This window comes from Nocardia sp. NPDC058640 (assembly GCF_042716995.1).
Classification (GTDB): Bacteria; Actinomycetota; Actinomycetes; order Mycobacteriales; family Mycobacteriaceae; genus Nocardia.
Map to the genome: position 1 here is coordinate 133649 of NZ_JBHXRG010000005.1, position 22588 is coordinate 156236.

Sequence of the window (22588 nt, forward strand, 5' to 3'; positions counted from 1 at the left end):
GTCACTCCCGCTTCAGTCCCAGGCCGGTCCGGCGTCGGGGGCGTGTTCGGACAGGACCGAGCCTTCGATGAGGCCGTAGGGGCGGTCGGCGGCCCAGTACACCTCGTTGTCGTTGTCCAGGCCGAACCGGGAGAGATCCACCGCGAAATGGTGCTTGTTGGGCAACGCCAGCCGGACCTCGCAAATCTGTGGACACGTATCGAGCACCCGGGAGCCCATGGCGTAGAGGGTCTGCTGCAACGACAGGCTGTGGGTCTGCGCGAACGCCTCCAGCAGGCACCGGCGGGCGTCGAGGTAGGACTTGTCCCAGTCGTCGGGGATGGTGCTGTGCCGCCACTGCGCGTTGACCTCGGTGGCCAGCACCCGGTCATAGTCTTCGGTCAAGGTCGTGTACTGGTCCTTGATGTAGCCGTGGAACTCCGAGCCGGTGGAGTTCAAGACCACCAGGTCCTTCAATCCCGTGACGACCCAGGCGTTGTCGCCGTCGTAGTGGACGCGGGCGGTCCTGGTCTCCTGGTTGGAACGCACGAACGAGTGCTGCTGGTTGCCCGCGACCGGGATGCGTTCCCACGCGAATTCCTCGAGACTGACCCTGGCGTGGTCGATGGTCGGCTGCGAGTCGACGAAATGCCGCGCCAGCAGCAGGCCGAACGCCTCCGGCGAGGAGATGCCGTGCTCCTTCGCGAAGGCGAACACGGTGTTCTTCTGGGTGTCGGTCGGCAGCACCGCGGCATTGCCGCCGGTGAGATGGGTGTCGTCCATGTCGCCGGACAACGCGACACTGACGTTGAGATCCCGGATCTCGTGCACGCCACCGGTTCTCGTCACCCGCACGACGCGGTTCTCCGACTTGCCATATCTATTGGGGCCCAGCGTGATCGACATTGTTCAGCTACCTCGATAGGTGGAGTAGGAATACGGGCTCACCAGCAGCGGCACGTGATGGTGCTGCTGCGGGTCTGCGATGGTGAAGTCGATGCAGACCCGCGGGTAGAACGGGCTGATGTCGCCGGTCTCGAAAATCAGGCGGTGCACGCCGGCTTCGGGGGTCGGCAGGCCTGTGATGCGGCCGTCGTGGTCGGTGCGATGCTCGGCGAGCGTGATGTCCTGCGCCGTCAGTCGGACGAGCAGGCCGGCGGCGGGGCGGCCGGTTGCCGCGTTGAGCACGTGGGTGGACAGGCTCACCGGTCCTCCAGCAACTTGCGCACCCGCAGTGCGGTGATCTCGGCGAGTTCGGACTGGATGACCGCGCGCTCGTCTTCGACATCGTTGTCCAGACGTTTGCGCAGTTCAGACAGCATTTCCTGGGCGCTTCGGTCGGTCGCGCGGATCAGGAAGACATGCCCGAATCGTTGTTCGTAGGCGAGGTTTCCTTCGGCGAGCTCCCGCAGTACCGCGGGGTCGGCGGTCGCGGCGGCGGATTGCTCGGTGCGCGACCAATTCGCTTCGCGCTGTGCCTGTTTCGAGTCGGGAGCCGAAATGTCCACTGCGGCTTTGTCGCCGATGCGCGGGTGTGCGGAGAGTGCCTGCTCTACCTCCGGCCAACCCAATTCGCGTACTCCGGCCACCGCGGCTTCGATCAGGCTGTCGCTGTTGCTATAAGGACTGCGCGCCACCACTTTGCGTGCCCAGGTAAGGGAGGCGCAGCAGGGCAGCAGCTCGGCTTCCGCGCGGTCGGGAGGCAGTGTGTTGAGCCAGTCGATCTTGCCTGACATGTGCTCTCCCCTCGGCGGTTCAACGTGTCAGGTAAGTACACCCGCCCGGGGTCTGCGCAGCTAGAAACGATTGATCTGAACTGTGTGCCAGTTCACAGTGAATACTTTGTAGGTATGTCCAAGCCGCCCGGCTGTTAGCGTCCACACCGTGCGCCTGCGATCCCTGCTCACCATGACCGACCTGGGGCTGGAGCTCGTCACCGGCGAGGATCAGCTCGACCGATTCGTGCGCTGGGTGGTAACCACGGACATGCTCGACCCCGGCCGCTACCTCTCCGGCGGTGAACTCGTCCTGACCGGGCTGCAGTGGCGCGACGACCCCGCAGGCAGTGACGTGTTCGTCGGCGCACTGGCTCGAGCGGGCGTGGCAGGCCTGGCCGCCGGTGACGCCAGGTACGGCGGCGCACCGCCGGACGTGGTCGACGCGTGCACCAAGTACGGCATCCCGCTGTTCCGTGTTCCGGAGAGCGTCGCGTTCGCCACGGTCACCGAGCGGATCACCCGCAACCTGTCGACCGGGCGTGCCGCGGACCTGACCGCGATCCTGGACCGGCACCGACAACTGGTCGCGGGCACCGGACTGGGCTCGGTGCTCGAGCTCATCGAACGCGACCTCGGGATGCGCTGCTGGGTGATGGCCTCGACCGGGCGGGTAGTGGCGGGCCCACCCCCGCCCCCCACCGAGGTGACCGCCGCCTTCCTCAACGCCCGCCGACTCCCGCACGTCCTCACCGTCGCCGGCACCCGTTACTCGCTGTTCGCCGTCGACGAGCACAGCACCTCCCGGGCAGCGGACTGGTTTCTGGTCTTCGAGGGCGATGTCGGCGACTGGCCCGAAGAGCGCCGCGCCCTCACCGGCGAACTGGCCGCGGTCGTGTCCCTCGAACGCGCCCGCCAGGACGACCGGCAGAGCGCGGAAGGTCGTCTCGCGCAGGAACTCATCGAACTGATCGTGTCCGACGCCAAGCCCGCCGAGATCATCTCCCGCCTCGAACTGACCGGCCTGGGTCCCGCCGAGTCCTACATCGCGGTCGTGGCTGCGGCACAAGCAGATTCATTGCGCCCCGGCGAATTACGAGTGCTGCTGCGTGAAATCCTGTACGGCAGAGGGCCTGCCGCCGGTGTCGTCGACGGCGAGGCGATCGCCCTGATCCCCGCAGGCGCCGAAGGATCAGTGATCGATGAAATCCACCGGGCCGTAGCAGCTTTGGAGCCCGGCCTGCGCGGCAGCCGACTATCGGTGGGCGTCAGCGGAGTCGTCGACGGCGAAGGTCTGCGCGGCGCCGTCGAGGAAGCCCGCTACGCCCGCAGACTCGCCGCCGACCGCCACCAGCCCACCAGCGTGGTAGGCCACGACGAACTGGCCACCCACATGCTGCTACTGGCCAGCGTCCCCGACGAGGTCCGCCGCATGTTCCGCCTGCGCCTGCTCGACCCACTCACCAACTACGACCAGGACAACCGCTCCGACCTGGTCCACACCCTGGAAACCTTCCTCGAAGCCTCCGGCTCATGGACCAAGTCCGCGGACCTGCTCCACGTGCACGTCAACACCCTGCGCTACCGCATCCAACGCATCGAAGAACTCACCGGCCGAGACCTCTCCCGCCTGGAAGACCGCGTCGACTTCTTCCTCGCCCTGGCTTTGCGCTGATAGTGGTCGCACGCGGCCACGGGCGATTGCTGGGTGGGACGAAGGGCCAGTTGGTATTTCAGCGTGAATTGCACGGCGACGAGGGGTTCTACGCCGTGGCGTGGAGGGCTGTGCGGGCGGCGTGGATGGTGGGGTGTAGGCCGGTGCCGTTTCGGTAGGCGAGGTGGGTGTGGCGGTGGATGGGGAGGGGGGTGAGGGTGATGTTGTCGGGTGGGGCGTAGAGGGCTAGGGCGGGGACTATGGCGGTGCCTGCGCCTGCGGCTACGAGGGTGAGGACGGTGTCGAAGTCGTCGGCGTGGTGGCGGATGTGGGGGGTGAAACCTGTTGCCTGGCAGGCCCGTAGCGTCAGCGTGTGGCAGAGGGTGCCGGGTGTGCCTGCTATCCAGGGGGATTGGCGGTGGGCTTGCAGGGAATTCTTGGTGGGGACCGGGTTTCGGGTGGCCAGGTAGACGGTTTCGGTGTGCAGGGGCTCGGTGTTTAGGGAGGGGTCGGGGTCGGTGGGGACCAGGTCGTAGTCGTGGGTCAGGGCGATGTCGAGGGTGCCTGCTCGCAGGGCGTTGGGGACGTCGGCGGGGTCGATCTCGGTGACGGTGAGTTCCAGGCGGGGGTGGTTGTTGCTCAGGGTGACCAGGGCGGGGGACAGGAGGGTGCGGGCGGCGGTGGGGAAGGATCCGATGCGCAGGGTGCCCGCCAATTCATCACGGGTGCAGGCCAATTCGGCGTCGGCGTGTTCGAGGGCGGCCAGGATCGTTTCCGTGTGGCCGACCAAGAGTTCGGCGGCGGGGGTCAGGGTTACGCGGCGGCCCGAGCGTTCCAGCAGGGGGACACCCGCTTCGCGTTCCAGAGCGGTGAGTTGTTGCGACACCGCCGAGGGCGTGTAACTGAGCGCTTCGGCGACAGCCGCGATGGTGCCACGGTGGGCGAGTTCGCGCAGGAGGCGAAGTTTGCGGACATCGAGCATCAGTTCAGCTTACGGTCGGCATCATGAATGCGTACTGGACCTAATGATTGTCAAGCCTGACCATGGAGCTATGACATCGCTACACGGACTGTTCGTCCCTTTGATCACCCCGTTCACCGCCGACGGCGCACTCGATCCGGTCGCCCTCGAACGCCACGCCAACGCCGTCCTCGATGCTGGCGCCACCGGTCTGGTCGCGCTGGGCACCACCGCCGAGCCCTCCGCGCTCACATCGGTTGAGCGGGCACGCGTACTCGACATCTGTGCGGGCGTGAGCGCGCAACGCAACACCCCACTGATCGCCTGCGCGGGCGGCAACGCCACCGCGGAATCGGTCGAGGCGATCACGGCGCTCCCACATCCCGTGGCGGCGATTCTGTCGGTAGTGCCCTATTACGTGCGCCCCAGCGAGGAAGGCGTGATCGCACACTTCACGCAATTGGCGGCGGTCAGCCCGGCCCCGCTGATCGTCTACGACGTCCCGTACCGCACCGGCCGCCCACTCAGCGGAGCCACCCTGATCCGTCTCGCCAACACCCCGAACATCGCCGGCTTCAAGCACGCCGTCGGCGGAATCGACACGGCCACAGTCGAATTGATGGCCGCCGAAACAGGCACGACAGTGCTGTGCGGTGACGACCGCTTCGCCTCACCCCTGCTCGCACTAGGCGCACAGGGCGCCATCCTCGCCGCCGCCAACATCGCACCCCGCGAATACGCCGACCTCATCGCGGCATGGCAAACCGGCGACATCGCCAGAGCCCGCACCATCGGCAACAGCCTCGACGCACTGGCCGCCGCCCTGTTCGCCGAACCCAACCCCACGGTCATCAAGGCAGTACTGGCCGAGCGTGGCGAGATCTCGAGCCCGGCCGTTCGACTGCCCATGCTGCCCGCCTCGCCCGCCGCGACCAGCGCCGCCTTGGCCGCGACGATCACGCGGGTATGACGCGCCGAAATCACGAACAGTAGATTTCACTGGTCTTCGGGACCGAAAAGTGCTTGGCTTAAACGGTGACGAAACCTCCGGATATCGGCGCCACCGGGCCCGATCCAACAACCGACAAGCTGGACGCCGCCGTACTCAAGGTGGCCGGCGTGGTCGTCCTCGGCGCCGTGATGTCGATTCTCGACATCACCGTGGTCACCGTGGCGATCCCGACCTTCATGCACGAATTCCAAGCCTCGGTCGAGGTCGTGGCCTGGACCATGACCGGCTACACCCTGGCCCTGGCCTCGGTGATCCCGATGACAGGCTGGGCCGCCGACCGCTTCGGCACCAAACGCCTCTACATGGCCGCGCTGACGTTCTTCATCCTCGGCTCGGTGCTGTGTTCGATGGCATGGAGTATCGAATCGCTGATCGCGTTCCGGGTGCTGCAAGGCATCGGCGGCGGCATGTTGATGCCCCTGGGCATGACGATCATGACCCACGCCGCGGGCCCGCAACGGATCGGGCGGGTGATGGCGGTGCTGGGCGTGCCGATGCTGCTCGGACCCATCTGCGGGCCGATCCTGGGCGGCTGGCTCATCGACTCGTTCAGCTGGCACTGGATCTTCCTGATCAACCTGCCACTGGGACTGCTCGCGCTGGTGCTGGCCTTCATCGTGTTCCCCTCCGACAAGCCCAAACCGTCGGAATCGTTCGACTTCGTCGGCATGCTGCTGGCCTCGCCGGGCCTGGCCCTGTTCCTGTTCGGTGTGTCCTCGATCCCGGAGAAGGGCACCGTGCTCGCCGCGCGCGTGCTGATCCCCGCGATCATCGGCGCGGTGCTGCTGGTGCTGTTCGTGTTCCACGCACTGCGCACCGAGCACCCGCTGATCGACATCCGCCTGTTCGCGAACTCGTCGCTGCGCTCCGCGGTGCTGACGATGTCGCTGTTCGCCATCGCGTTCTTCGGCGCCGGGTTCCTGCTGCCCAACTACCTGCAGCAGGTGCGCGGTGAGACCGCCTTCGACACCGGATTGCTGCTGGCGCCACAGGGCATCGGCGCCATGTTGACCATGCCGGTCGCGGGCTTCCTCGTCGACAAGATCGGGCCGGGCAAGATCGTGATGTTCGGCGTCACGTTCATCACCATCGGACTGGCCGGCTTCACCCAACTGCACGCGGACACCTCGTACCTGCTGATCGGCGGCGCGCTGTTCGTGATGGGTCTTGGCATGGGCTGCACCATGATGCCGGTGATGACCGCCGCCATCCAGACACTGACCCACAGTCAGGTCGCGCGCGGTTCCACGCTGATGAACATCATCAACCAGACCGCCGCCTCGATCGGCACCGCGACGATGTCGGTGGTGCTGGCCGCGCAGATCAACGACCATCCCGAAGCCATGCTGGGAATGGCATCTAAGGCCAAACCGGAACTTGCCCAAGGTGTTCCGGAATCGGTGATCGCCGACGGGCTGGAACTGGCCGCGACCGCGTTCAGCAACACCTACTGGGTCACGGTGATCCTGGCCGCGCTGACGCTGATACCCGCGTTCTTCCTGCCACGCACCAAACCCAAGGCACCGGTCGACACCGACACCTTGATGGTCTGAACACACGAAAGCCCGGACGCCGACTCGCGTCCGGGCTTTCGGCTGCAGTGCTCAGCCGTAGAGCTTGACGAACATTTCCAGGGAACGCTCGATATCGCCGCGCAGAGCCTTCGCCACCGCGGATCCGATCGGGCCGAACAGCGGCGCGCCACCCAGATCGATGTCCACACTCACCTTGGACCCGGTGCCGTGCGGTTCCACGAGCAGGCTCAGGCCGAACTTCGTGCCACCGATGCCGGTGCCGGTCAGTGCCAGCTTGCGCGGCGGCTCGGCGGTGCGCACCTTCCAGGTGACCTTGTTGCGGAAGCCCTTCACGCGGGCGATGCCGACCAGCACGGTGCCCGGTGTCAGGTCGTCGGGCAGGTCGCCACGCCACGCCTCGTGAATGGTCAGCCAGTCGCCCAGGTGTGGGAGATCGGACGCGTGCGCCCAGGCCTGGTCCGGCGGGACGGGCACATCGACGGAGAGCTTCAGTTTCGCCACGCCGCGATGTTATCCGGTACCCGCGGTTCCGCGACATCCGGACCTGCGGTTCGTGACCCGATCTAGGTCAACCGTCCAGTAGTTTGGGCCGTTTCACAGAGCAATTCCGTTGTGAGACAGTATGATCCGCGCCGCTATGGTTCACGGTGCTGCTAGTGTGACCGAGTCGCCGAAACTGAGCCATGTGGATCGGATAACCGAAACGATGCAGCGTCGCGGCATAGATCCACGACGACGAAAGATCTGATGAACTCAGGAATTGCGGCGCTGTTGCTCGTCATCGGAGCACCGCTGTTGCTGCTCGCGATCGCGGTGAGCGTGCTGGCCATGCGCAACGAACGCAACCAGCGACTGCGCGCCGACGCCGCCATCCGCGAACGGCTGGCCTGCGAGAACGCGCTCGTGCACCTGGCGCGGACCACCTTGCCCGCGATCACTACGGCGGTGCGCAGACACGAGATCCCCGCGGTGATGGTGGAACTGCCCGTCGAGCTGGGCGAATCGCAGTTCGGGCAGGCCCTGCAGTGGATCGCCACCGGCCATGCCGAGGATCTGCGCGTGGTCGCCGAGGACACCAGGGCGATGGTCGAACGCTACGGCGAGCAACGTCGCGGGCAGGAAATAGCCGCCGCGCGCGAACACGCGCGCACCGAGCTCGCGGCGACTTCGCGAGCGGCCACCAGCGCCGCGGTGCGCTCGTTCGGCACCTCGGTGGTGAGTCTGGGCACCGATCTGGGCCAGGTCGTCAGCGCCGCGCTGCGCGAACATCGCGACGACGCGATCTACGAAACGCTCACCCGGATCGACCACACCGTGCAGCAGATGATCCGGCAGGCGCAGTCCTACGTGATCGTGTCGGGCGGGCTGCCCGGTCGACGCTGGCCGCAGCAGTCGCTCACCGATGTCGCGGGCGGTGCCACCGGGCGGGTGCGCGAATTCCTGCGCGTGCGGTCGGGGCAGTCCGATCGGATCGTGATCAGCCGCGCGGTCGAACCGCTCGTGCACACCATGGCCACGCTGCTGGACAACGCGCTGCGTTACTCGCCGCCGTCGTCGTTCGTGGAGATCGGTTTCCAGGAAGGCCATCACGGTGTCACCGTCATCATCGACGACGCGGGCATGCGCATGAGCCCCGAACAACTCGAGGACGCGCGCGCGGTGCTCAGTGGCGAACGGCCCGTGGACATCCACGATCTGGGCCCCGCGCCGAAGGTCGGTTTTCCCGGCATCGCGGCGCTGGCCCGGCGCTACGGATTCACCGTGCATGTGGACGGGCCCAATATCTTCGGTGGGATGCGGGCGATGATCTATGTGCCGTCGGCACTGCTGGTCAGCGGCGACGCACCCCGGGTCGTAGAGCCCGAACTCGTTGCGCAGGCGCATGTTTCGGCGCCGGTCGGGCCGGTGCACCAGCCGGTCGCCGAGGTCCACGAGATCACCAGCGGCGGGCTGCCCAAGCGCCGCCGCCGGCCTGTCGCCCCGGATTCCGCGGGCGACACCATCGAGTCGGGGCCCGCGCGTCCCGAACTGGCCGCTGCCTGGCACAGCGGATCCCGCAGCGGTCGCGCCGCTGTGGTGCGGCGAACTACGGAAGGATCAGCCGATGAGCACACCGGTGTCCGATAGCACCAACCGATTGGCGTGGCTGCTCGAGGATCTGGAGATCCCGGGCGTGCGTTTCGCGGTCCTGCTGTCCGATGACGGACTGCGCATCGCGCACTCCCGCGGTGTGGTCAAAGACGACGCCGAACGGTTCGCCGCGGCCGCCTCGGGGTTGCGCTCGCTGGGTAAAGCGCTCGCGGAGTTCTGTGGCGGACCGCCGAATGCGGTGCGCCAGAACATGACCGAGTACGACCAGGGCATGATCATGATCACCGCCGCGGGGCCCGGTGCGCTGCTGGGCGTGGCGACCACCGTCGATGTCGACGTCGCACTGGTGGCGCATCGGATGAACGAACTGGCCTCGCGGGTGGGTCACGAGATCGGTAGCGCACCGCGCCACGGTGGCGGGCATTGAGACGCGATCCCGACCTGGTCCGCTCCTATGTGCGCACCGGCGGCCGGGTGCGCGCCGCGCATGACCTGGACCTGGTGACCCTGGTTCGTGCCGTGCACGACGCGCGCGCGGATCATCGGCCCGACGAGCGTCGTCTGCTGGCGTTGGCCAGTCGTCGCGGGGCCCTGTCGATCGCGGAACTGTCGGCCTATCTCGACCTGCCCGCCTCGGTGGTGAAGATCATCGTGTCCGATCTGCTCGACCGCGGTGACCTGCACTGCCCCACGCCCGCCCAGGTGAAACCGGAACTGGCCCTGATCAAGGAGGTGCTGCATGGTCTACGCGCCCTCGCGGGATGACATCGACTACGTCGCGGACACCGTGACCCGGTCGGTGAAGATCCTGGTCGCAGGCAATTTCGGGGTCGGCAAGACCACGTTCGTGTGCGGGGTGTCGGAGATCCGGCCGCTGCGCACCGAGGAAACGATCACCGAGGCCAGTATCGGGGTCGACGACCTGGCGGGACTGGGCAATAAGGTATCGACCACTGTCGCACTGGATTTCGGCCGCATCACCCTGAATCCGCAACTGGCACTGTACCTTTTCGGCACGCCGGGGCAGGAACGGTTCGCGCCGCTGTGGGAGGAACTGGCACGGGGCGCGTTGGGTGCGCTGGTGCTGGTGGACACGCGGCGCATCGAGAAAGCCGACGACGTGCTCTCGGCGCTGGAACAGCGTGGGGTGCCGTATGCGGTGGCGGTCAACGAATTCGAAGGATTCCGGCGCTACCCACTCGACGAGGTCCGCGAGGCACTGGATCTGGCCCCGGAGACACCGGTGATCGCGCTGGACGCACGCCGCCGCGACCAAGGACTGCAAGCGCTGATCACGTTGGTGGAGTATCTGTTTCGCAGGCAGGAAGCATCATGACGGTGGACGTTTTCGCCGACCAGCGGGTGGCGATGTGGGCGCCGGAGTTCGCCGCCGATCCGCAGGCCGCCTACCGGGACATGCGCGCACGGTTCGGTTCGGTTGTGCCGGTGGAACTTTCGCCGGGCATCCGGGCGACCCTGGTGATCGGCTACCACACCGCCGTGCGCATCCTCAACGATCCCGAACACTTCCCCGCCGACCCGCGCACATGGGAACGCGACATACCGCTGGACTGCCCGGTGCTGCCGATGCTGCAGTTCCGCCCCGCCGCGCTGCGCACCACCGGAGCCGACCACGCCAGGTACCGGCAGGCCAACGTCGCCGCGATCGCGGGTGTCGACCTGTATGCGATGCACAGCACCGTCGAACAGTTCGCGATCCCGTTGATCAACAGCTTCTGTGCCGAAGGGTCGGCAGACCTGTTGAGCCAGTACGCTTTTCCGCTGGTGTTCCAAGCCCTGAACTCGATGCTGGGGTGTACGCCCGAGATCGGCCAGCAGGTCGCCACCGGCATGGCGCAGATCTTCGAAGGCGACGACGCCGAAGCGGGCAACAACCTGCTCGCGTCGGCGCTGGCTGATCTGGTGGGGCTGCGGCAACGTGCGCCCGGCGACGACGTCGCCACCCGACTGCTGCACCATCCCGCGGCGCTGACCGACGAGGAGTTGGTGCACCAACTGCTGGTGCTGTACGGCGCGGGCATCGAACCCATGCTGAACCTGGTGGTCAACACGCTGCGGCTGATGCTCACCGACGACCGGTTCGCGGGCAATGTGCTAGGCGGCAGCCTGTCCACCCGCGACGCACTGGACGAGGTGCTGTTCACCGATCCGCCACTGGCCAACTTCTGCATGACCTACCCGCGGCAGCCGATCCTGATCGACGACAGTTGGCTGCCCGCGCACGAACCGGTGGTGATCAGCATGTCCGCGTGCAACAACGATCCGGCCATCGCCGGGCGCGACGTGGTCGACAACCGAGCGCATCTGGCCTGGAGCGCGGGTCCCCACGGCTGCCCCGCCAAGCCGGTGGCCTACCTGATCGTCCAGGACGCCATCGACCAGTTGCTCGACGCCCTACCGGAGTTGACCCTCGCGGTACCCGCCGAAGAATTGGTGTGGCGCCCCGGCCCGTTCCATCGTTCGCTGGCGGCGTTGCCGGTGAACTTTCCGAAGACTCCGCCGCTGCCCATGCCCTGAGATCGCCGGGCCCGTCAACGATTTTGGAGGAGTCCCGCAAGGTTTGCCAGGCACCTCCTCGCGGGGCAGCCGCGGGACGGGTAAGGCGGCTTGTTGCCAACATGGCTACCTATTTCCACCCTCTGGCAAATCTGCGCACGCGCGATACCTGGGCAAATAACTCACCGTTTGCTCCGAGTCGATACCGGTTGGTTCGAAACGGTGATTATTCGCTGAATTCGCACAATGCTGACAAGGTCTGCGAATACCCGTGAGTAGCGGTATTTTTCGCTACCAGGACCCTTGACGGTTGATCTTCGCGTCCCTAACCTTCCAGTCACAGTTCGATATCGAAGTGTTCAGTGTCATCGCTCGAAATGTTTCCCCCGGACAGCAAGCCGGCTGCTGTCCTCCGTGTGCGTTTCCAAGGAGTATTGATAGTGAGAAGTCGAATTCTGTTCTTCGCCGGTGCCGCGGCATTGGCTCCGCTGGTGACCGCGCTGGTTCCGGCCGCGAGTGCGAATGCGCACGGTTGGGTCACCGGACCGGCCAGCAGGCAGGAACAATGTGCCCGTGGCCTGGTGCCCTGCGGTGCGGTGAAATACGAACCACAGAGTGTGGAAGGCGCGAAAGGTCTGACCACCTGCAGTGCCGGAAAGTATCCCGAACTCGATGACGACAATCTGGGTTGGATACCACAAAAGGTCGGCAGCAGTGCGAGTTTCACGTGGAAGAATACCGCGAACCATCGCACGTTGAATTGGGAATACTTTATCGGCAACACCCGGGTCGCGGTGTTCGACGGGCGCAATGAGCAGCCGTCGATGGAAGTGACGCACACCGTCGATTTGTCGAAATATTCCGGCCGTCAGAAATTGCGTGCGGTCTGGAATATCGGCGATACCGCGGCAGCCTTCTACAGTTGCGTGGATCTGGAGGTCGGTGGCGGTGGCGGCACTACGCCGACCACGACCACCCCGAAGCCCACCACATCCGAGCCGACCACCAGCACTCCGGCGCCCACCACCACACCCCCGGCGACCACCACCAAACCGCCGGTCACCACCACGAACCCGCCGGCCACGACCACGAAACCGCCCGCCACCACCACGCCGGGACATCACCATCCGACCACCACGGCCGCGCCCGCCGGATCCGCGTGGCGGCACGGCGCCACCTACGCCATCGGCGACAAGGTCACCTACCAGGGCGCGACCTACAGCTGCAGGCAGGCGCACACCGTCCACGACCCGAACTGGACGCCGCCCAACACACCCGCGCTCTGGTCGCGGATGTAGATATCGAGGCGAGGCCGATGAGTGGGAAACGGTTTGTGTGTTCTCCCACACTCGGTCCCCGGATGGGGTGAGGATGGGGAACGACTCGCCGGCCTCGCGTTCGGTCGGCCCCGCATCACAAGGACGTGAGAACACTATGAGTGACAGGAAATTCGCCCTCACCGTCGCGGCACTCGGGGCGGCTGTGCTGACCACGACGGTCGGTGCCCCCGCCGCCTCTGCCGGAGTTTCGCAGTTGACCGTGCAGCCCTATTTCAGCGTCGGCTCGTCGACGAACTACGGGACGGGGTGCACGCATCAGCTGCTGGCCAGGCTCAGTGTCGGCATCGTTCCTGTCGAGTTCTACGACAACGGCGCACTGCTGGCCGTGGTCGCCCCGACCGACGGCATCGCCCGGTTGCCCTGGGTGCCGTCTTATGCCGGGGCGCACACGCTGACCGCCGTCCAGGACGGCATCGGCAACAGCGTGAACGTCTCGGTGGGCAGGGGTTTCCTGTTCGGGTATTCCTGCATCGTCACCGGCGGCTGACCCCAGCGACACCTGTGGCCCCGGTTCTGGTGAACCGGGGCCACAGTCGTGTGAAGGCCTACTTCGACGCGAGTTTCTTGTCGTCGCCCTTCTTACTCGCGGCCTTCTTGGCGGGCTTCTTCGCCGCCTTCTTCGCCGCGGGCGCCGAGCCGTTGGTGTCGGCCTTGCCGGCAGGCTTGGCGTCGGTGTCGCCGTCGTCGGGGTTCACCGCGGTCACGACCAGGTCGCCGTCGACAGCATCGACCTTGACGGTGCCGCCGGGGCGCAGACCGCCGTCGAGCAGCAGTCGCGAGATCCGGTTGTCCAGCTCCTTCTGTACCGTGCGACGCAACGGGCGCGCACCGAACTCGGGCTGAAAACCGCGCTCGCTCAACCAGTCCACCGCGGGCTGACTGATATCGAGTTCCACGTCCTGCGCGGCCAACATGCGCCGGGTGCGGTCCAGGATCAGCTCCACGATCTGTTCCAGCTGCTCCATGTCCAGGCGATGGAACACGATCTGCTCGTCGATGCGGTTGAGGAACTCGGGCCGGAAGTGCTGGCGCAGCATCTCTTCCAGCTCCGGCACGATCGAATCGAGATCGCCGGGAGGTGCCTCGAGGATGATGTTGGAACCGATATTGGACGTCATGATCACGATCGTGTTCTTGAAATCGACTGTGCGGCCCTTGGAATCGGTGACGCGCCCGTCATCGAGCAACTGCAGCAACACATTGAACACATCGGGGTGCGCCTTCTCGACCTCGTCGAACAGGATCACCGAATACGGCTGACGCCGCACCTTGTCGGTGAGCTGTGCGGCATCGTCGTAGCCGACATATCCGGGAGGGGCACCGACCAGTCGCGAGACCGTGTGCTTCTCCTGGAACTCGCTCATGTCGAACCGGATCAGCCGGTCCTCGTCGCCGAACACGGCCTCGGCCAGTGCCTTGGCCAGCTCGGTCTTGCCGACGCCGGTGGGGCCGAGGAACAGGAACGAGCCGATCGGCCGGTTGGGATCCTTCAAGCCCGCACGGGCGCGACGCACTGCTTCGGCGACCGCCACGATCGCCTCGTTCTGGCCGATCACCCGCTTGTGCAGCACGTCTTCCAGTTGCAGCAGCTTGTGCTTCTCCTCCGCGGTCAAATCGGCCACCGGAATGCCGGTGCGGCGCGAGATCACCTCGGCGATGTCGACCACCTCCACGACCGGTTCGGTCGCGGTGAGCCCGGACTCCTGCAGTTCCTCTTCGGCGACCGCGATATCGACCTTGAGCGCCTTGGCCTTCTCGTAGTCCTCGTTGTCGACCGCGGCGTCCTTCTCCCGGTACAGCCGGGCGATCTCCTCGTCCTTGGCCTTGACCTCCGGGTCGGGCGTGCCCGAACGCAGCCGCACGCGCGCGCCCGCCTGATCGACCAGGTCGATCGCCTTGTCGGGCATGAACCGGTCGGTGATGTAGCGATCCGACAGCTGCGCCGCGGCGACCAGCGACTCGTCGGAGTAGCGGACCTGGTGGTGTTCCTCGTACACATCGGCCAGGCCGCGCAGGATCTGGATGGTGTCGTCGACCGAGGGTTCCGACACCATCACCGGCTGGAATCGGCGTTCCAGCGCGGCGTCCTTCTCGATGTACTTGCGGTACTCGTCGATGGTGGTCGCGCCGACCACGTGCAGATCGCCGCGAGCCAGGGCCGGCTTGAGCAGGTTGCCCGCGTCCATCGCGCCTTCGCCGCCACCACCGGCACCGACGATGGTGTGCAGCTCGTCGATGAAGATGATCAGCTCGTCCTTGTGCGCGCGGACCTCGTCGAGGATCTTGGTCAGCCGCTCCTCGAACTCGCCGCGATACTTGCTGCCCGCCACCAGCGAGCCGACATCCAGCGCGATCACGCGACGGTCGGCCAGGGTCACCGGCACATCACCGTTGACGATGCGCTGGGCCAGCCCCTCCACGATCGCGGTCTTACCGACACCGGGATCGCCGATGAGCACCGGGTTGTTCTTGCGCCGGCGCGACAGGATCTCGATGGTCTCCTCGATCTCCTCCGCACGGCCCACGACCGGGTCGATCAGCCCCTCACGGGCCTCGGCGGTGAGGTCGCGGCCGTATTCGTCCAGTGTGGGTGTCTCGGAGTCGGGCTGCTGACGCTTCGAGGGCGCGGTGGCCATCGGGGTGCCCGGCGCGGGGACGCCACCGCTCTGGGTGGCTGCGATCCCGGCGACCAGGGCCTGCGCGGCCACGCTGTCGGGCAGCGACGCGATGCCGAGCAGAATGTGCTCGGGCCCGATGTAGCTGCTGCCGGCCTGGGCCGCTTGCCGTTGCGCCGCGCGCAGGGCGAGCTTGGTCGACGGGCTGAGCGTGATGTCGGCGAGGTCGTCCTCGCTGGGCTCGCCGGTGTCGAGGTAGTCCTCCATCTGCTCGGCGACCTGATCGGGATCCAGGCTGAGCTCGGCCACGATGCTGCGACCCGGCTCGGCCTCGGTGGCGGCGTAGAGCAGGTGCTCAGGGGTGATTTCCGGGTTTCCCCATTCCTGGGCGGCCTCGCGGGCGGTACCGACCAGCAACTTCGCGTTGTCGGTCATCAGCCTGCCGAGGTCCATGCGCTGCACCGGAGGCTTCGACGACATCCCGGAACCGAAAAACCGCTGGAAGATGTCGTCGAACGGGTCCATCGAGCTCGGCCAGCTAGCAGTCATTCCACACCTCTTCGCTCGTTGCGCCGCTCATCGCGACGACTCATGAAGATCGGGTCGGTACTGCTAGCAATACTTCGGCATACACCGGCGGTGTGCAAGCAATTGGACAGTTTCACATCGGCGATGTCGGCAGGTGTGGCGGACAAGACAAAGTCCGGTCGAAACCGCACCGAACCACCGGTTTTGTCTGATTCTTGATGTGGGGGCGTCGCGGCCGGGTAGCGTGGCGACCCGCGAGGTGGTATCGACCACCGCGCCCATATTTGCCCGCCGACCACACGGGTCGAACAGGCCGACGGGAAGTAGAGCACGCAGTTTGGTCACCGACGTCATCGATGTCAGCGCGGATTTCACCATCGCGCGGCAAGCACTGTGGGATGTCCTGCTGGATCCGCAGAGCTATCCACGCATGTTCACCGGCATCGGCAGTTGTGAACCGGTCGAACGCCCCGACGGGGCGGTCCACTGGCAGGTACGGATCGGCTCGGCCGGCGCCGGGATCCGGACCCACGAGTTCGTGCTGGTCATCGGCCGCTGGTACGAGAGTTTCGAACTGCGCAGTCCGCTGCTGGGAAGTTTCGCCTCGGTCCGCCTGCGTGGCGACCAGCAGCGCACCCGCCTGGAAATCACCCTGTTCGCCACCGCGCGGGTGCATCCGGTGCTCGAGCAGAGCAACAACGCGCTGGTCACCGACTGGGTCAAGGCCGGATTGCGGCGCACCGCCGACGTGATCGCGGGCACCCGATCCTCGGTGGTGGTCAACGCCGAACGGTCGATGGTGCGCCGCAATGCCGGGGTCGCGCGCAATATCGCGGCCACCGGATTGATGGGGCCCGATCCGGTGTCGCTGGTGAGACAGCTTCGCTCCCTGTCGAAATGGGGCTTCAACCTGGCGGGCGGCTACGCGGCGGGTGCGGCGTGCACCCCGGATCGACTCGCGCTGATCGACCCGAGCGGGGATCGCACCTTCGCCGAGGTCGATGCCAGGTCCACGGCGCTGGCCGCGGCGATGTACGCGCAGGGCCTGCGCAAGGGTGACGCGATCGGTCTGCTGGCGCGCAATCACGCGGGCATGGTCGAAACCATGGTCGCCGCGGGCAAACTCGGCGTGGACGTTGCCCTGCTGAACGCGGGGCTGTCGGGGCGTCGGATCGAGGAGATCGTGCAGCGGCATCGCCTGAGCGCGGTGTTCGTCGACGGTGAACTGGAAACGCTGATCCGCTACCTGCACAGCGATGTGCCGCGCTACACCACCGACGATTGCCCGCCCGATACCGATCGCCGCACCGTCGACGACCTGATCACGCAGGCGCACACCGACTTTCCGGTGCCGTCGAATCCCGGTCGGTTGATCGTGCTCACCTCCGGCACCAGCGGTGCGCCCAAGGGCGCGCGTCGTCCGCACGCCAAGGGTTTCGGCACCATCGCCGCGCTGCTGTCGCGGATTCCGTTGCGTGTGGAAGAGGTCATGCTCATTCCCGCGCCGCTGTTCCACACCTGGGGTCTGGCGGGGTTGCAGTTGAGCACCGCGTTGCGCGCGACCGTGGTGTTGCAGGACGGTTTCGACGCCGCGGACTGCCTGCGCGCGGTGGCGCAGCACCGGATCACCACGTTGATCGTGGTGCCGACGATGGTGGAACGCCTGCTCGACGTGCCCGAAGAGGTTCGCGCGCAGTGTGATCTGTCGAGTCTGCGTTTCGTGGTCAGTTGCGGTGCGCCGCTGTCGGGGGCCACGGTGCTGCGGTTCCTGGACGACTACGGCGACATTCTCTACAACGTGTACGGCTCGACCGAGGTGTCGTGGGCCAGTATCGCCACCCCCGACGACCTGCGGGTATCGCCGACAACCGCGGGTCGCCCGCCGCTGGGTACGCGCGTCGCGGTGCTGGGTCCGGATCTGCGTCCGGTGCCGGTGGGTTCCACCGGGCACATCTTCGTGGCCAATCACATGCTGTTCGACGGTTACGTCAACTCCGCGCCGCCCGAGGAAGCCGACGGGATGCTCGACACCGGCGACCTCGGTTATGTCGACGCCGCGGGCCGACTGTTCGTGGACGGTCGCGACGACGAGATGATCATCTCCGGTGGTGAGAACGTGTTTCCGCGGCCGGTCGAGGAGGCGTTGGCGCATCTGCCGCAGGTCGCCGAGGTGGCCGTGGTCGGGGTGCCGGACAAGGAGTTCGGTCAGCGGCTGGTCGCGTTCGTGGTGAAACGCGAAGGCGCCGGCCTGGATTCGGACATGGTGCGCACCTATGTACGCAACCGCCTCAGTCGGTTCTCGGTCCCGCGCGACGTCACGTTCGTGAACGCGCTGCCGCGCGGGGAAACCGGGAAGATCCTCAAACGGGTGCTCGTGCCGGGGTCGGCATTGAGCGAGTAACTACTTGTCCAGTGACGGTGCGGTCCGGTTCATCACCGAATGCTTGCGGGAATAGAAGTAGTAGATGACCAGACCCACCGCCAGCCAGCCGAGGAATCGCCACCAGGTCTGCGACGGCAGCGACCAGATCAGGTAGGCCGAGAAGCCGATGCCGATCAGCGGGATCACCGGCATGAACGGCAGCTTGAAGCTGCGCGGTGCGTCGGGCCTGGTGCGGCGCAACACGATCACCGAGATCGACACCACGATGAAGGCCATCAGGATGCCGATATTGGTGAGCTCGGCGACGGTGTTGATCGGCAGCACACCGGCCAGGATCGCCGAGCCGATGCCCACGATCCAGGTGACCCTGGTGGGGACCTTGCGGGTGGGGTGGGTCTTGGCGAACCAGATCGGCAGCAGGCCGTCGCGGCTCATCGCGAACCATACCCGGGTCACGCCCAGCATGAACGTGAGCACCACGGTCATGATGCCTACGATCGCGCCGATCGCGATGATGTTGGCAACGCCCGGCATTCCCACCGATTCGAACGCGGTGGAGAAACCGCTGGTCGGGCTGATTTCGGTGTACTTCTGCATCCCGGTGAGCACGAGCGTGCACAGCACGTACAACACCATCGCGATGGCCAGGGAGTAGATGATCGCCTTGGGTAGGTGCTTGCGTCCGTCGATGGATTCCTCGGCGGCGGTACTCATCGCGTCGTAACCGAACACCGCGAAGAACACCGTGGCCGCGCCCGTCCACACCGCGCCGGTGCCGTACGGGAAGTAGGGGTCGTAGTTGGCGCTGTCGATGTGGAACACGCCCAGCACCACGATGAGCACGACCAGTGCGACCTTGATGCCGACCGCGACCGTTTCGAACCGTCCGACGCTGCCGATGCCGCGCGACAGCACCCATGCGGTGCCCAGACAGAACAGCACCGCGAACAGGTCGACCACGCGGCCGTCGCCGGTGTCGGGTGCGCCCAGCATCCATTCGGGCAGGGTCAACCCGACCTGGTCGAGCAGGAACCCGAAGTAACCGGACACGCCGATCGCGACCACCGCCGCCACGGCGATGTACTCGAGCAGCAGGTCCCAGCCGATGAACCAGCCCGCGAGCTCGCCCAGCGAGACATAGCCGTAGGTGTAGGCCGAGCCGGCTTTGGGGACCATGCCCGCGAATTCGGCGTAACACAGTGCCGCCGCGGCACTGGCGACACCGGCGATCAGGAACGAGATCAGCACGGCCGGGCCGGTGACCGAGTGCGCGACCGAGCCCGCGAGGGTGAAGATGCCGGCACCGATGATGCCGCCGACGCCGATGGCGGTGAGCTGCCACAGGCCCAGCGATTTGGCCAGGCGCTCGTCGACGGGTACTTCGTCATCGACTTCCATCAGTGGTTTGCGGCGCAGCATTTGTGTGCGCAGCTGGGCGAAAGACATTTCGCGTTCCCTTTCCTCGGCGCACACCGCCGCGTCACGGTGAGCTCATCTGAGTACACCGCGACGCGCGAAGGCGGGCATCGAGTGTGAATAATGTTCAGCGGCAATGACTGTGGTGAAAACCGGTTAACGCTTGCGTGTGCCCACCAGTGCGCGCAGGAAGAACCCCACGTTGGCGGGCCTTTCGGCGAGCCTGCGCATGAAGTACCCGTACCACTGGTCACCGTAGGGGACGTAGACGCGAACATGGTTGCCCGCGTCGGCGAGTCGCTGCTGTTCGTCGGTACGGATACCGAACAGCATCTGGTACTCGTACTCCTCGGTTTTGCGTTGCGCGCACTGCACCCCGACACCGGCCGCGGTGATCACCACCGGGTCGTGCGAGGCGATCATCGGGTAGCCCTCGCCTGCGGTGAGCACGCCCAGGCACCGCAGGTACGACGCGTCGACCTCGGATTTTTCCCGGAAGGCGACCGACTCGGGTTCGTCATAGGCGCCCTTGCACAGGCGGATTCGCGATCCCGGTCCCGCCAGCGTTCGGCAGTCTTCCTCGGTGCGGCGCAGGTAGGCCTGCAGCACGGTGCCCAGCCACGGGTAGTCCGCGCGCAGTTCGCGCACGATCGACAGCGTGGAATCGGTGGTGGTGTGGTCTTCGGCGTCGACGGTGACCCACACGCCCGCGGCCTGTGCCGCGGCACAGATCTCGCGGGCATGTTCGAGGGCGATCGCGTGACCGTTGTCCGGTAGTGCCTGACCCAGCGCGGACAGTTTCACCGAAACCTCCAGCGGCCGAACAGCTCCCGTGGCGACCTTCGCCTGGGGGAGACGGCCCAGCGCGGCGATCAGCATGCGGTACTGCTCGAGCGTGGCCTCGGCGCTGGCCGGGTCGGTGGTGTCCTCACCGAGGTAGTCGATGCTGACGAAACGTCCTGAGCGCAACAGGGTTTCGGTGGCGCGCACCGCCTGTTTGACGGTGGTTCCCGCCACGAAGCGGGCCACCACCGCGCGACTGACGGGCAGTCGGGTGATGGTGCGTTCCAGTCGTGGGGAACGCGCGGCGGCGAGCATGGTCGAACGCAGCAGTGCCGACATCACTGGACCTCCGATGCCTGGTGGGGGTAGTTGTGGTCGGTGGGCGGCACGAAGGTTTCCTTGATCGTGCGCGCCGACGTCCAGCGCAGCAGGTTCTGTGGCGAACCGGCCTTGTCGTTGGTGCCCGACGCGCGTGCGCCGCCGAACGGTTGCTGGCCCACGACGGCGCCCGACGGCTTGTCGTTGATGTAGAAATTGCCCGCGGCGAAGGTGAGCCGCTGCGTGGCCTGGGCGATCGCGGCGCGGTCCTGCGCGATGATCGACCCGGTCAGGCCGTAGGGGCTGCCGTTGTCGACCAGGTCCATGGCGTCGGCGAAGGCGGTCGGGGTGCTGTCGTCGTAGACGTGCACGGCCAGGATCGGGCCGAAGTACTCGGTGTGGAAGATCTCGTCGGTCGGGTCGTCGCCGACCACGATGGTCGGGTCGACGAACCAGCCCACACTGTCATCACTGTGGCCGCCCGCTACCACGGTCAAACCCGGTGTGGCCTTGGCGCGTTCCAGTGCGGCGGTGTTGCGGTCGAACGCGCGCCGATCGATCACCGCGCCACCGAAATTCGTGAAATCCGCGACATCGCCATAGCGCAGATTCGATGTCCGTTCGATCAGGTCCTCCGACATCTGCGCCCACACCGACCGGGGGATGTACGCGCGGGAAGCGGCCGAACATTTCTGGCCCTGGTAGTCGAACGCGCCCCGGATCAGGGCGGTGGTCAGCACCGCCGGATCGGCCGACGGGTGCGCGAGAACGAAGTCCTTGCCGCCGGTTTCGCCGACCAGGCGCGGATACGTGCGGTAGCCGTCCAGGCGTTGCGCGACCTCGCGCCACAGGTGCTGGAAGGTGGCCGTCGAGCCGGTGAAGTGCACGCCCGCCAGCCGCGAATCGGCAAGCACCACATCGGAGATCACCGGGCCGGGCCCGTTGACCAGGTTGATCACCCCGGGCGGCAGACCGGCGGCCTCGAGCAGTTGCATGGTCAGGTACGCGGCCACCGCCTGGGTCCTGGCTGGCTTCCACACCACGGTGTTGCCCATCAGCGCGGGCGCGGTGGGCAGGTTGCCCGCGATGGCGGTGAAGTTGAACGGGGTCACCGCGTAGACGAACCCCTCGAGCGAGCGGTATTCCATCCGGTTCCACACACCCGGCGAGGAGATCGGCTGCTGCGCGAGGATCTCGCGGGCGAACGACACATTGAACCGCCAGAAGTCGGCCAGTTCGCACGGTGCGTCGATCTCGGCCTGGTACGCGGATTTCGACTGGCCCAGCATCGTCGCGGCGGCGATCTTCTCGCGCCACGGCCCCGACAGCAGGTCCGCGGCGCGCAGGAAGATCGCGGCCCGATCGTCGAACGACATCGCCTGCCACGTGGGGGCGGCGGCGTTCGCGGCCTCGACCGCGGCGGCGGCTTCGGCGGCGGTCGCGTCGTGGCCGGTGCCCAGGACCGCGGCGTGGCGGTGCGGTTGGACAACGTCGAACGCGGGGCCTTCACCGGGCAGGTGGCGACCGCCGATCACGTGGGCGATCTGGGTGGGGGAGGCGGACAGCTGCGCGAGCGCGGTCTGTAGACGCGCGCGTTCGGGGCGCCCGGGGGCGAAGGTGCCGACGGGCTCGTTGACCGGCGGCGGAGTGGTCGCGATGGCGTCCATGGGTGCGGCTCCTGCGTGTGGTGACGGTGGCGGGATGTGAGGTAGTCAACACTGTCGTGACCGGTGCATAATCA

The 22588-nt window shown here is 66.5% G+C and carries 20 protein-coding genes; 11 read left to right on the plus strand and 9 right to left on the minus strand.

The window, feature by feature from the left end; all coding sequences use genetic code 11:
* Positions 1 to 12 precede the first annotated feature (12 nt).
* Genes pucL through uraD form a run of 3 tightly spaced genes read right to left on the minus strand, consistent with a single transcriptional unit; the run spans position 13 to position 1715 of the window.
* A complete protein-coding gene (pucL, locus tag ACFWU5_RS09920; protein WP_379241681.1) occupies positions 13 to 885 on the minus strand; it encodes a factor-independent urate hydroxylase in 873 nt (290 codons plus the stop codon).
* Positions 886 to 888: 3 nt separating this feature from the next.
* Positions 889 to 1185: a hydroxyisourate hydrolase gene (gene uraH, locus ACFWU5_RS09925; protein WP_379266818.1), complete on the minus strand. Its 297-nt coding sequence runs from the start codon at positions 1183 to 1185 to the stop codon at positions 889 to 891.
* Positions 1182 to 1715: a 2-oxo-4-hydroxy-4-carboxy-5-ureidoimidazoline decarboxylase gene (gene uraD / locus ACFWU5_RS09930; RefSeq protein WP_379266819.1), complete on the minus strand. Its 534-nt coding sequence runs from the start codon at positions 1713 to 1715 to the stop codon at positions 1182 to 1184. Before uraD ends, uraH begins: the two co-directional genes overlap by 4 nt.
* A 148-nt stretch (positions 1716 to 1863) precedes the next feature.
* Between uraD and ACFWU5_RS09935 the strand changes: the two genes are divergently transcribed.
* Positions 1864 to 3369, plus strand: a complete 1506-nt coding sequence (locus tag ACFWU5_RS09935) for a PucR family transcriptional regulator (RefSeq protein WP_379266820.1) — start codon at positions 1864 to 1866, stop codon at positions 3367 to 3369.
* An 88-nt stretch (positions 3370 to 3457) separates the two neighbouring features.
* On the opposite strand, the gene ACFWU5_RS09940 is transcribed toward ACFWU5_RS09935, so the two are convergent.
* Positions 3458 to 4330: a LysR family transcriptional regulator gene (locus tag ACFWU5_RS09940; protein WP_379266821.1), complete on the minus strand. Its 873-nt coding sequence runs from the start codon at positions 4328 to 4330 to the stop codon at positions 3458 to 3460.
* 70 nt (positions 4331 to 4400) lie between these two features.
* On the opposite strand from ACFWU5_RS09940, the gene dapA reads away from it, so the two are divergent.
* Positions 4401 to 5279 carry a 4-hydroxy-tetrahydrodipicolinate synthase gene (dapA, locus tag ACFWU5_RS09945; protein WP_379266822.1) on the plus strand — a complete coding sequence of 293 codons (879 nt, stop codon included), beginning with the start codon at positions 4401 to 4403 and terminating at the stop codon, positions 5277 to 5279.
* 65 nt (positions 5280 to 5344) lie between these two features.
* Positions 5345 to 6874 (plus strand): DHA2 family efflux MFS transporter permease subunit, encoded by a 1530-nt coding sequence (locus ACFWU5_RS09950; protein ID WP_379266823.1) that lies wholly within the window; start codon positions 5345 to 5347, stop codon positions 6872 to 6874.
* Positions 6875 to 6925: 51 nt separating this feature from the next.
* Here the strand turns inward: ACFWU5_RS09950 and ACFWU5_RS09955 are convergent, their stop codons facing one another.
* On the minus strand, positions 6926 to 7357 hold the full coding sequence (locus ACFWU5_RS09955) for an SRPBCC family protein (RefSeq protein ID WP_379241688.1): 432 nt from the start codon (positions 7355 to 7357) through the stop codon (positions 6926 to 6928).
* 246 nt (positions 7358 to 7603) lie between these two features.
* Between ACFWU5_RS09955 and ACFWU5_RS09960 the strand changes: the two genes are divergently transcribed.
* The 7 genes from ACFWU5_RS09960 (at position 7604) to ACFWU5_RS09990 (ending at position 13291) form a co-directional block, all read left to right on the plus strand.
* Positions 7604 to 8983: a sensor histidine kinase gene (locus ACFWU5_RS09960; protein WP_379266824.1), complete on the plus strand. Its 1380-nt coding sequence runs from the start codon at positions 7604 to 7606 to the stop codon at positions 8981 to 8983.
* Complete coding sequence (locus tag ACFWU5_RS09965) at positions 8961 to 9374, plus strand: roadblock/LC7 domain-containing protein (RefSeq protein ID WP_379241690.1); 414 nt, start codon at positions 8961 to 8963, stop codon at positions 9372 to 9374. Before ACFWU5_RS09960 ends, ACFWU5_RS09965 begins: the two co-directional genes overlap by 23 nt.
* Positions 9371 to 9712, plus strand: a complete 342-nt coding sequence (locus ACFWU5_RS09970; RefSeq protein ID WP_379241691.1) for a DUF742 domain-containing protein — start codon at positions 9371 to 9373, stop codon at positions 9710 to 9712. The genes ACFWU5_RS09965 and ACFWU5_RS09970 overlap by 4 nt, the downstream gene beginning before the upstream one ends.
* Complete coding sequence (locus ACFWU5_RS09975; RefSeq protein WP_379266825.1) at positions 9687 to 10283, plus strand: ATP/GTP-binding protein; 597 nt, start codon at positions 9687 to 9689, stop codon at positions 10281 to 10283. The genes ACFWU5_RS09970 and ACFWU5_RS09975 overlap by 26 nt, the downstream gene beginning before the upstream one ends.
* On the plus strand, positions 10280 to 11485 hold the full coding sequence (locus ACFWU5_RS09980; RefSeq protein ID WP_379266826.1) for a cytochrome P450: 1206 nt from the start codon (positions 10280 to 10282) through the stop codon (positions 11483 to 11485). Before ACFWU5_RS09975 ends, ACFWU5_RS09980 begins: the two co-directional genes overlap by 4 nt.
* A gap of 419 nt (positions 11486 to 11904) precedes the next feature.
* A complete protein-coding gene (locus ACFWU5_RS09985) occupies positions 11905 to 12762 on the plus strand; it encodes a lytic polysaccharide monooxygenase (RefSeq protein ID WP_379241694.1) in 858 nt (285 codons plus the stop codon).
* 136 nt (positions 12763 to 12898) lie between these two features.
* Positions 12899 to 13291, plus strand: coding sequence for a hypothetical protein (locus tag ACFWU5_RS09990; RefSeq protein WP_379266827.1), 393 nt, complete (start codon positions 12899 to 12901; stop codon positions 13289 to 13291).
* Positions 13292 to 13349: 58 nt separating this feature from the next.
* On the opposite strand, the gene ACFWU5_RS09995 is transcribed toward ACFWU5_RS09990, so the two are convergent.
* Positions 13350 to 15968 (minus strand): ATP-dependent Clp protease ATP-binding subunit, encoded by a 2619-nt coding sequence (locus ACFWU5_RS09995; RefSeq protein ID WP_379266828.1) that lies wholly within the window; start codon positions 15966 to 15968, stop codon positions 13350 to 13352.
* Positions 15969 to 16284: 316 nt separating this feature from the next.
* Between ACFWU5_RS09995 and ACFWU5_RS10000 the strand changes: the two genes are divergently transcribed.
* On the plus strand, positions 16285 to 18348 hold the full coding sequence (locus ACFWU5_RS10000; RefSeq protein ID WP_379241697.1) for an AMP-binding protein: 2064 nt from the start codon (positions 16285 to 16287) through the stop codon (positions 18346 to 18348).
* Here the strand turns inward: ACFWU5_RS10000 and ACFWU5_RS10005 are convergent, their stop codons facing one another.
* The 3 genes from ACFWU5_RS10005 to pruA form a co-directional block, all read right to left on the minus strand.
* On the minus strand, positions 18349 to 19776 hold the full coding sequence (locus ACFWU5_RS10005) for an amino acid permease (RefSeq protein WP_379241698.1): 1428 nt from the start codon (positions 19774 to 19776) through the stop codon (positions 18349 to 18351).
* A 126-nt stretch (positions 19777 to 19902) separates the two neighbouring features.
* On the minus strand, positions 19903 to 20868 hold the full coding sequence (locus ACFWU5_RS10010) for a proline dehydrogenase family protein (RefSeq protein ID WP_379266829.1): 966 nt from the start codon (positions 20866 to 20868) through the stop codon (positions 19903 to 19905).
* Positions 20868 to 22514 carry an L-glutamate gamma-semialdehyde dehydrogenase gene (gene pruA / locus ACFWU5_RS10015; RefSeq protein WP_379266830.1) on the minus strand — a complete coding sequence of 549 codons (1647 nt, stop codon included), beginning with the start codon at positions 22512 to 22514 and terminating at the stop codon, positions 20868 to 20870. Before pruA ends, ACFWU5_RS10010 begins: the two co-directional genes overlap by 1 nt.
* Between the last annotated feature and the right edge of the window lie 74 nt (positions 22515 to 22588).

Bases quoted from the DNA above. Each gene is read 5' to 3' on its own strand.
- ACFWU5_RS09995 (WP_379266828.1), bottom strand. From the start codon at position 15,968: ATGACTGCTAGCTGGCCGAGCTCGATGGACCCGTTCGACGACATCTTC.
- ACFWU5_RS09960 (WP_379266824.1), top strand. From the start codon at position 7,604: ATGAACTCAGGAATTGCGGCGCTGTTGCTCGTCATCGGAGCACCGCTG.
- ACFWU5_RS09965 (WP_379241690.1), top strand. From the start codon at position 8,961: ATGAGCACACCGGTGTCCGATAGCACCAACCGATTGGCGTGGCTGCTC.
- ACFWU5_RS09975 (WP_379266825.1), top strand. From the start codon at position 9,687: ATGGTCTACGCGCCCTCGCGGGATGACATCGACTACGTCGCGGACACC.
- pucL (WP_379241681.1), bottom strand. From the start codon at position 885: ATGTCGATCACGCTGGGCCCCAATAGATATGGCAAGTCGGAGAACCGC.
- ACFWU5_RS10010 (WP_379266829.1), bottom strand. From the start codon at position 20,868: ATGTCGGCACTGCTGCGTTCGACCATGCTCGCCGCCGCGCGTTCCCCA.
- dapA (WP_379266822.1), top strand. From the start codon at position 4,401: ATGACATCGCTACACGGACTGTTCGTCCCTTTGATCACCCCGTTCACC.
- pruA (WP_379266830.1), bottom strand. From the start codon at position 22,514: ATGGACGCCATCGCGACCACTCCGCCGCCGGTCAACGAGCCCGTCGGC.
- uraD (WP_379266819.1), bottom strand. From the start codon at position 1,715: ATGTCAGGCAAGATCGACTGGCTCAACACACTGCCTCCCGACCGCGCG.
- ACFWU5_RS09990 (WP_379266827.1), top strand. From the start codon at position 12,899: ATGAGTGACAGGAAATTCGCCCTCACCGTCGCGGCACTCGGGGCGGCT.
- ACFWU5_RS09980 (WP_379266826.1), top strand. From the start codon at position 10,280: ATGACGGTGGACGTTTTCGCCGACCAGCGGGTGGCGATGTGGGCGCCG.
- ACFWU5_RS09940 (WP_379266821.1), bottom strand. From the start codon at position 4,330: ATGCTCGATGTCCGCAAACTTCGCCTCCTGCGCGAACTCGCCCACCGT.
- ACFWU5_RS10005 (WP_379241698.1), bottom strand. From the start codon at position 19,776: ATGTCTTTCGCCCAGCTGCGCACACAAATGCTGCGCCGCAAACCACTG.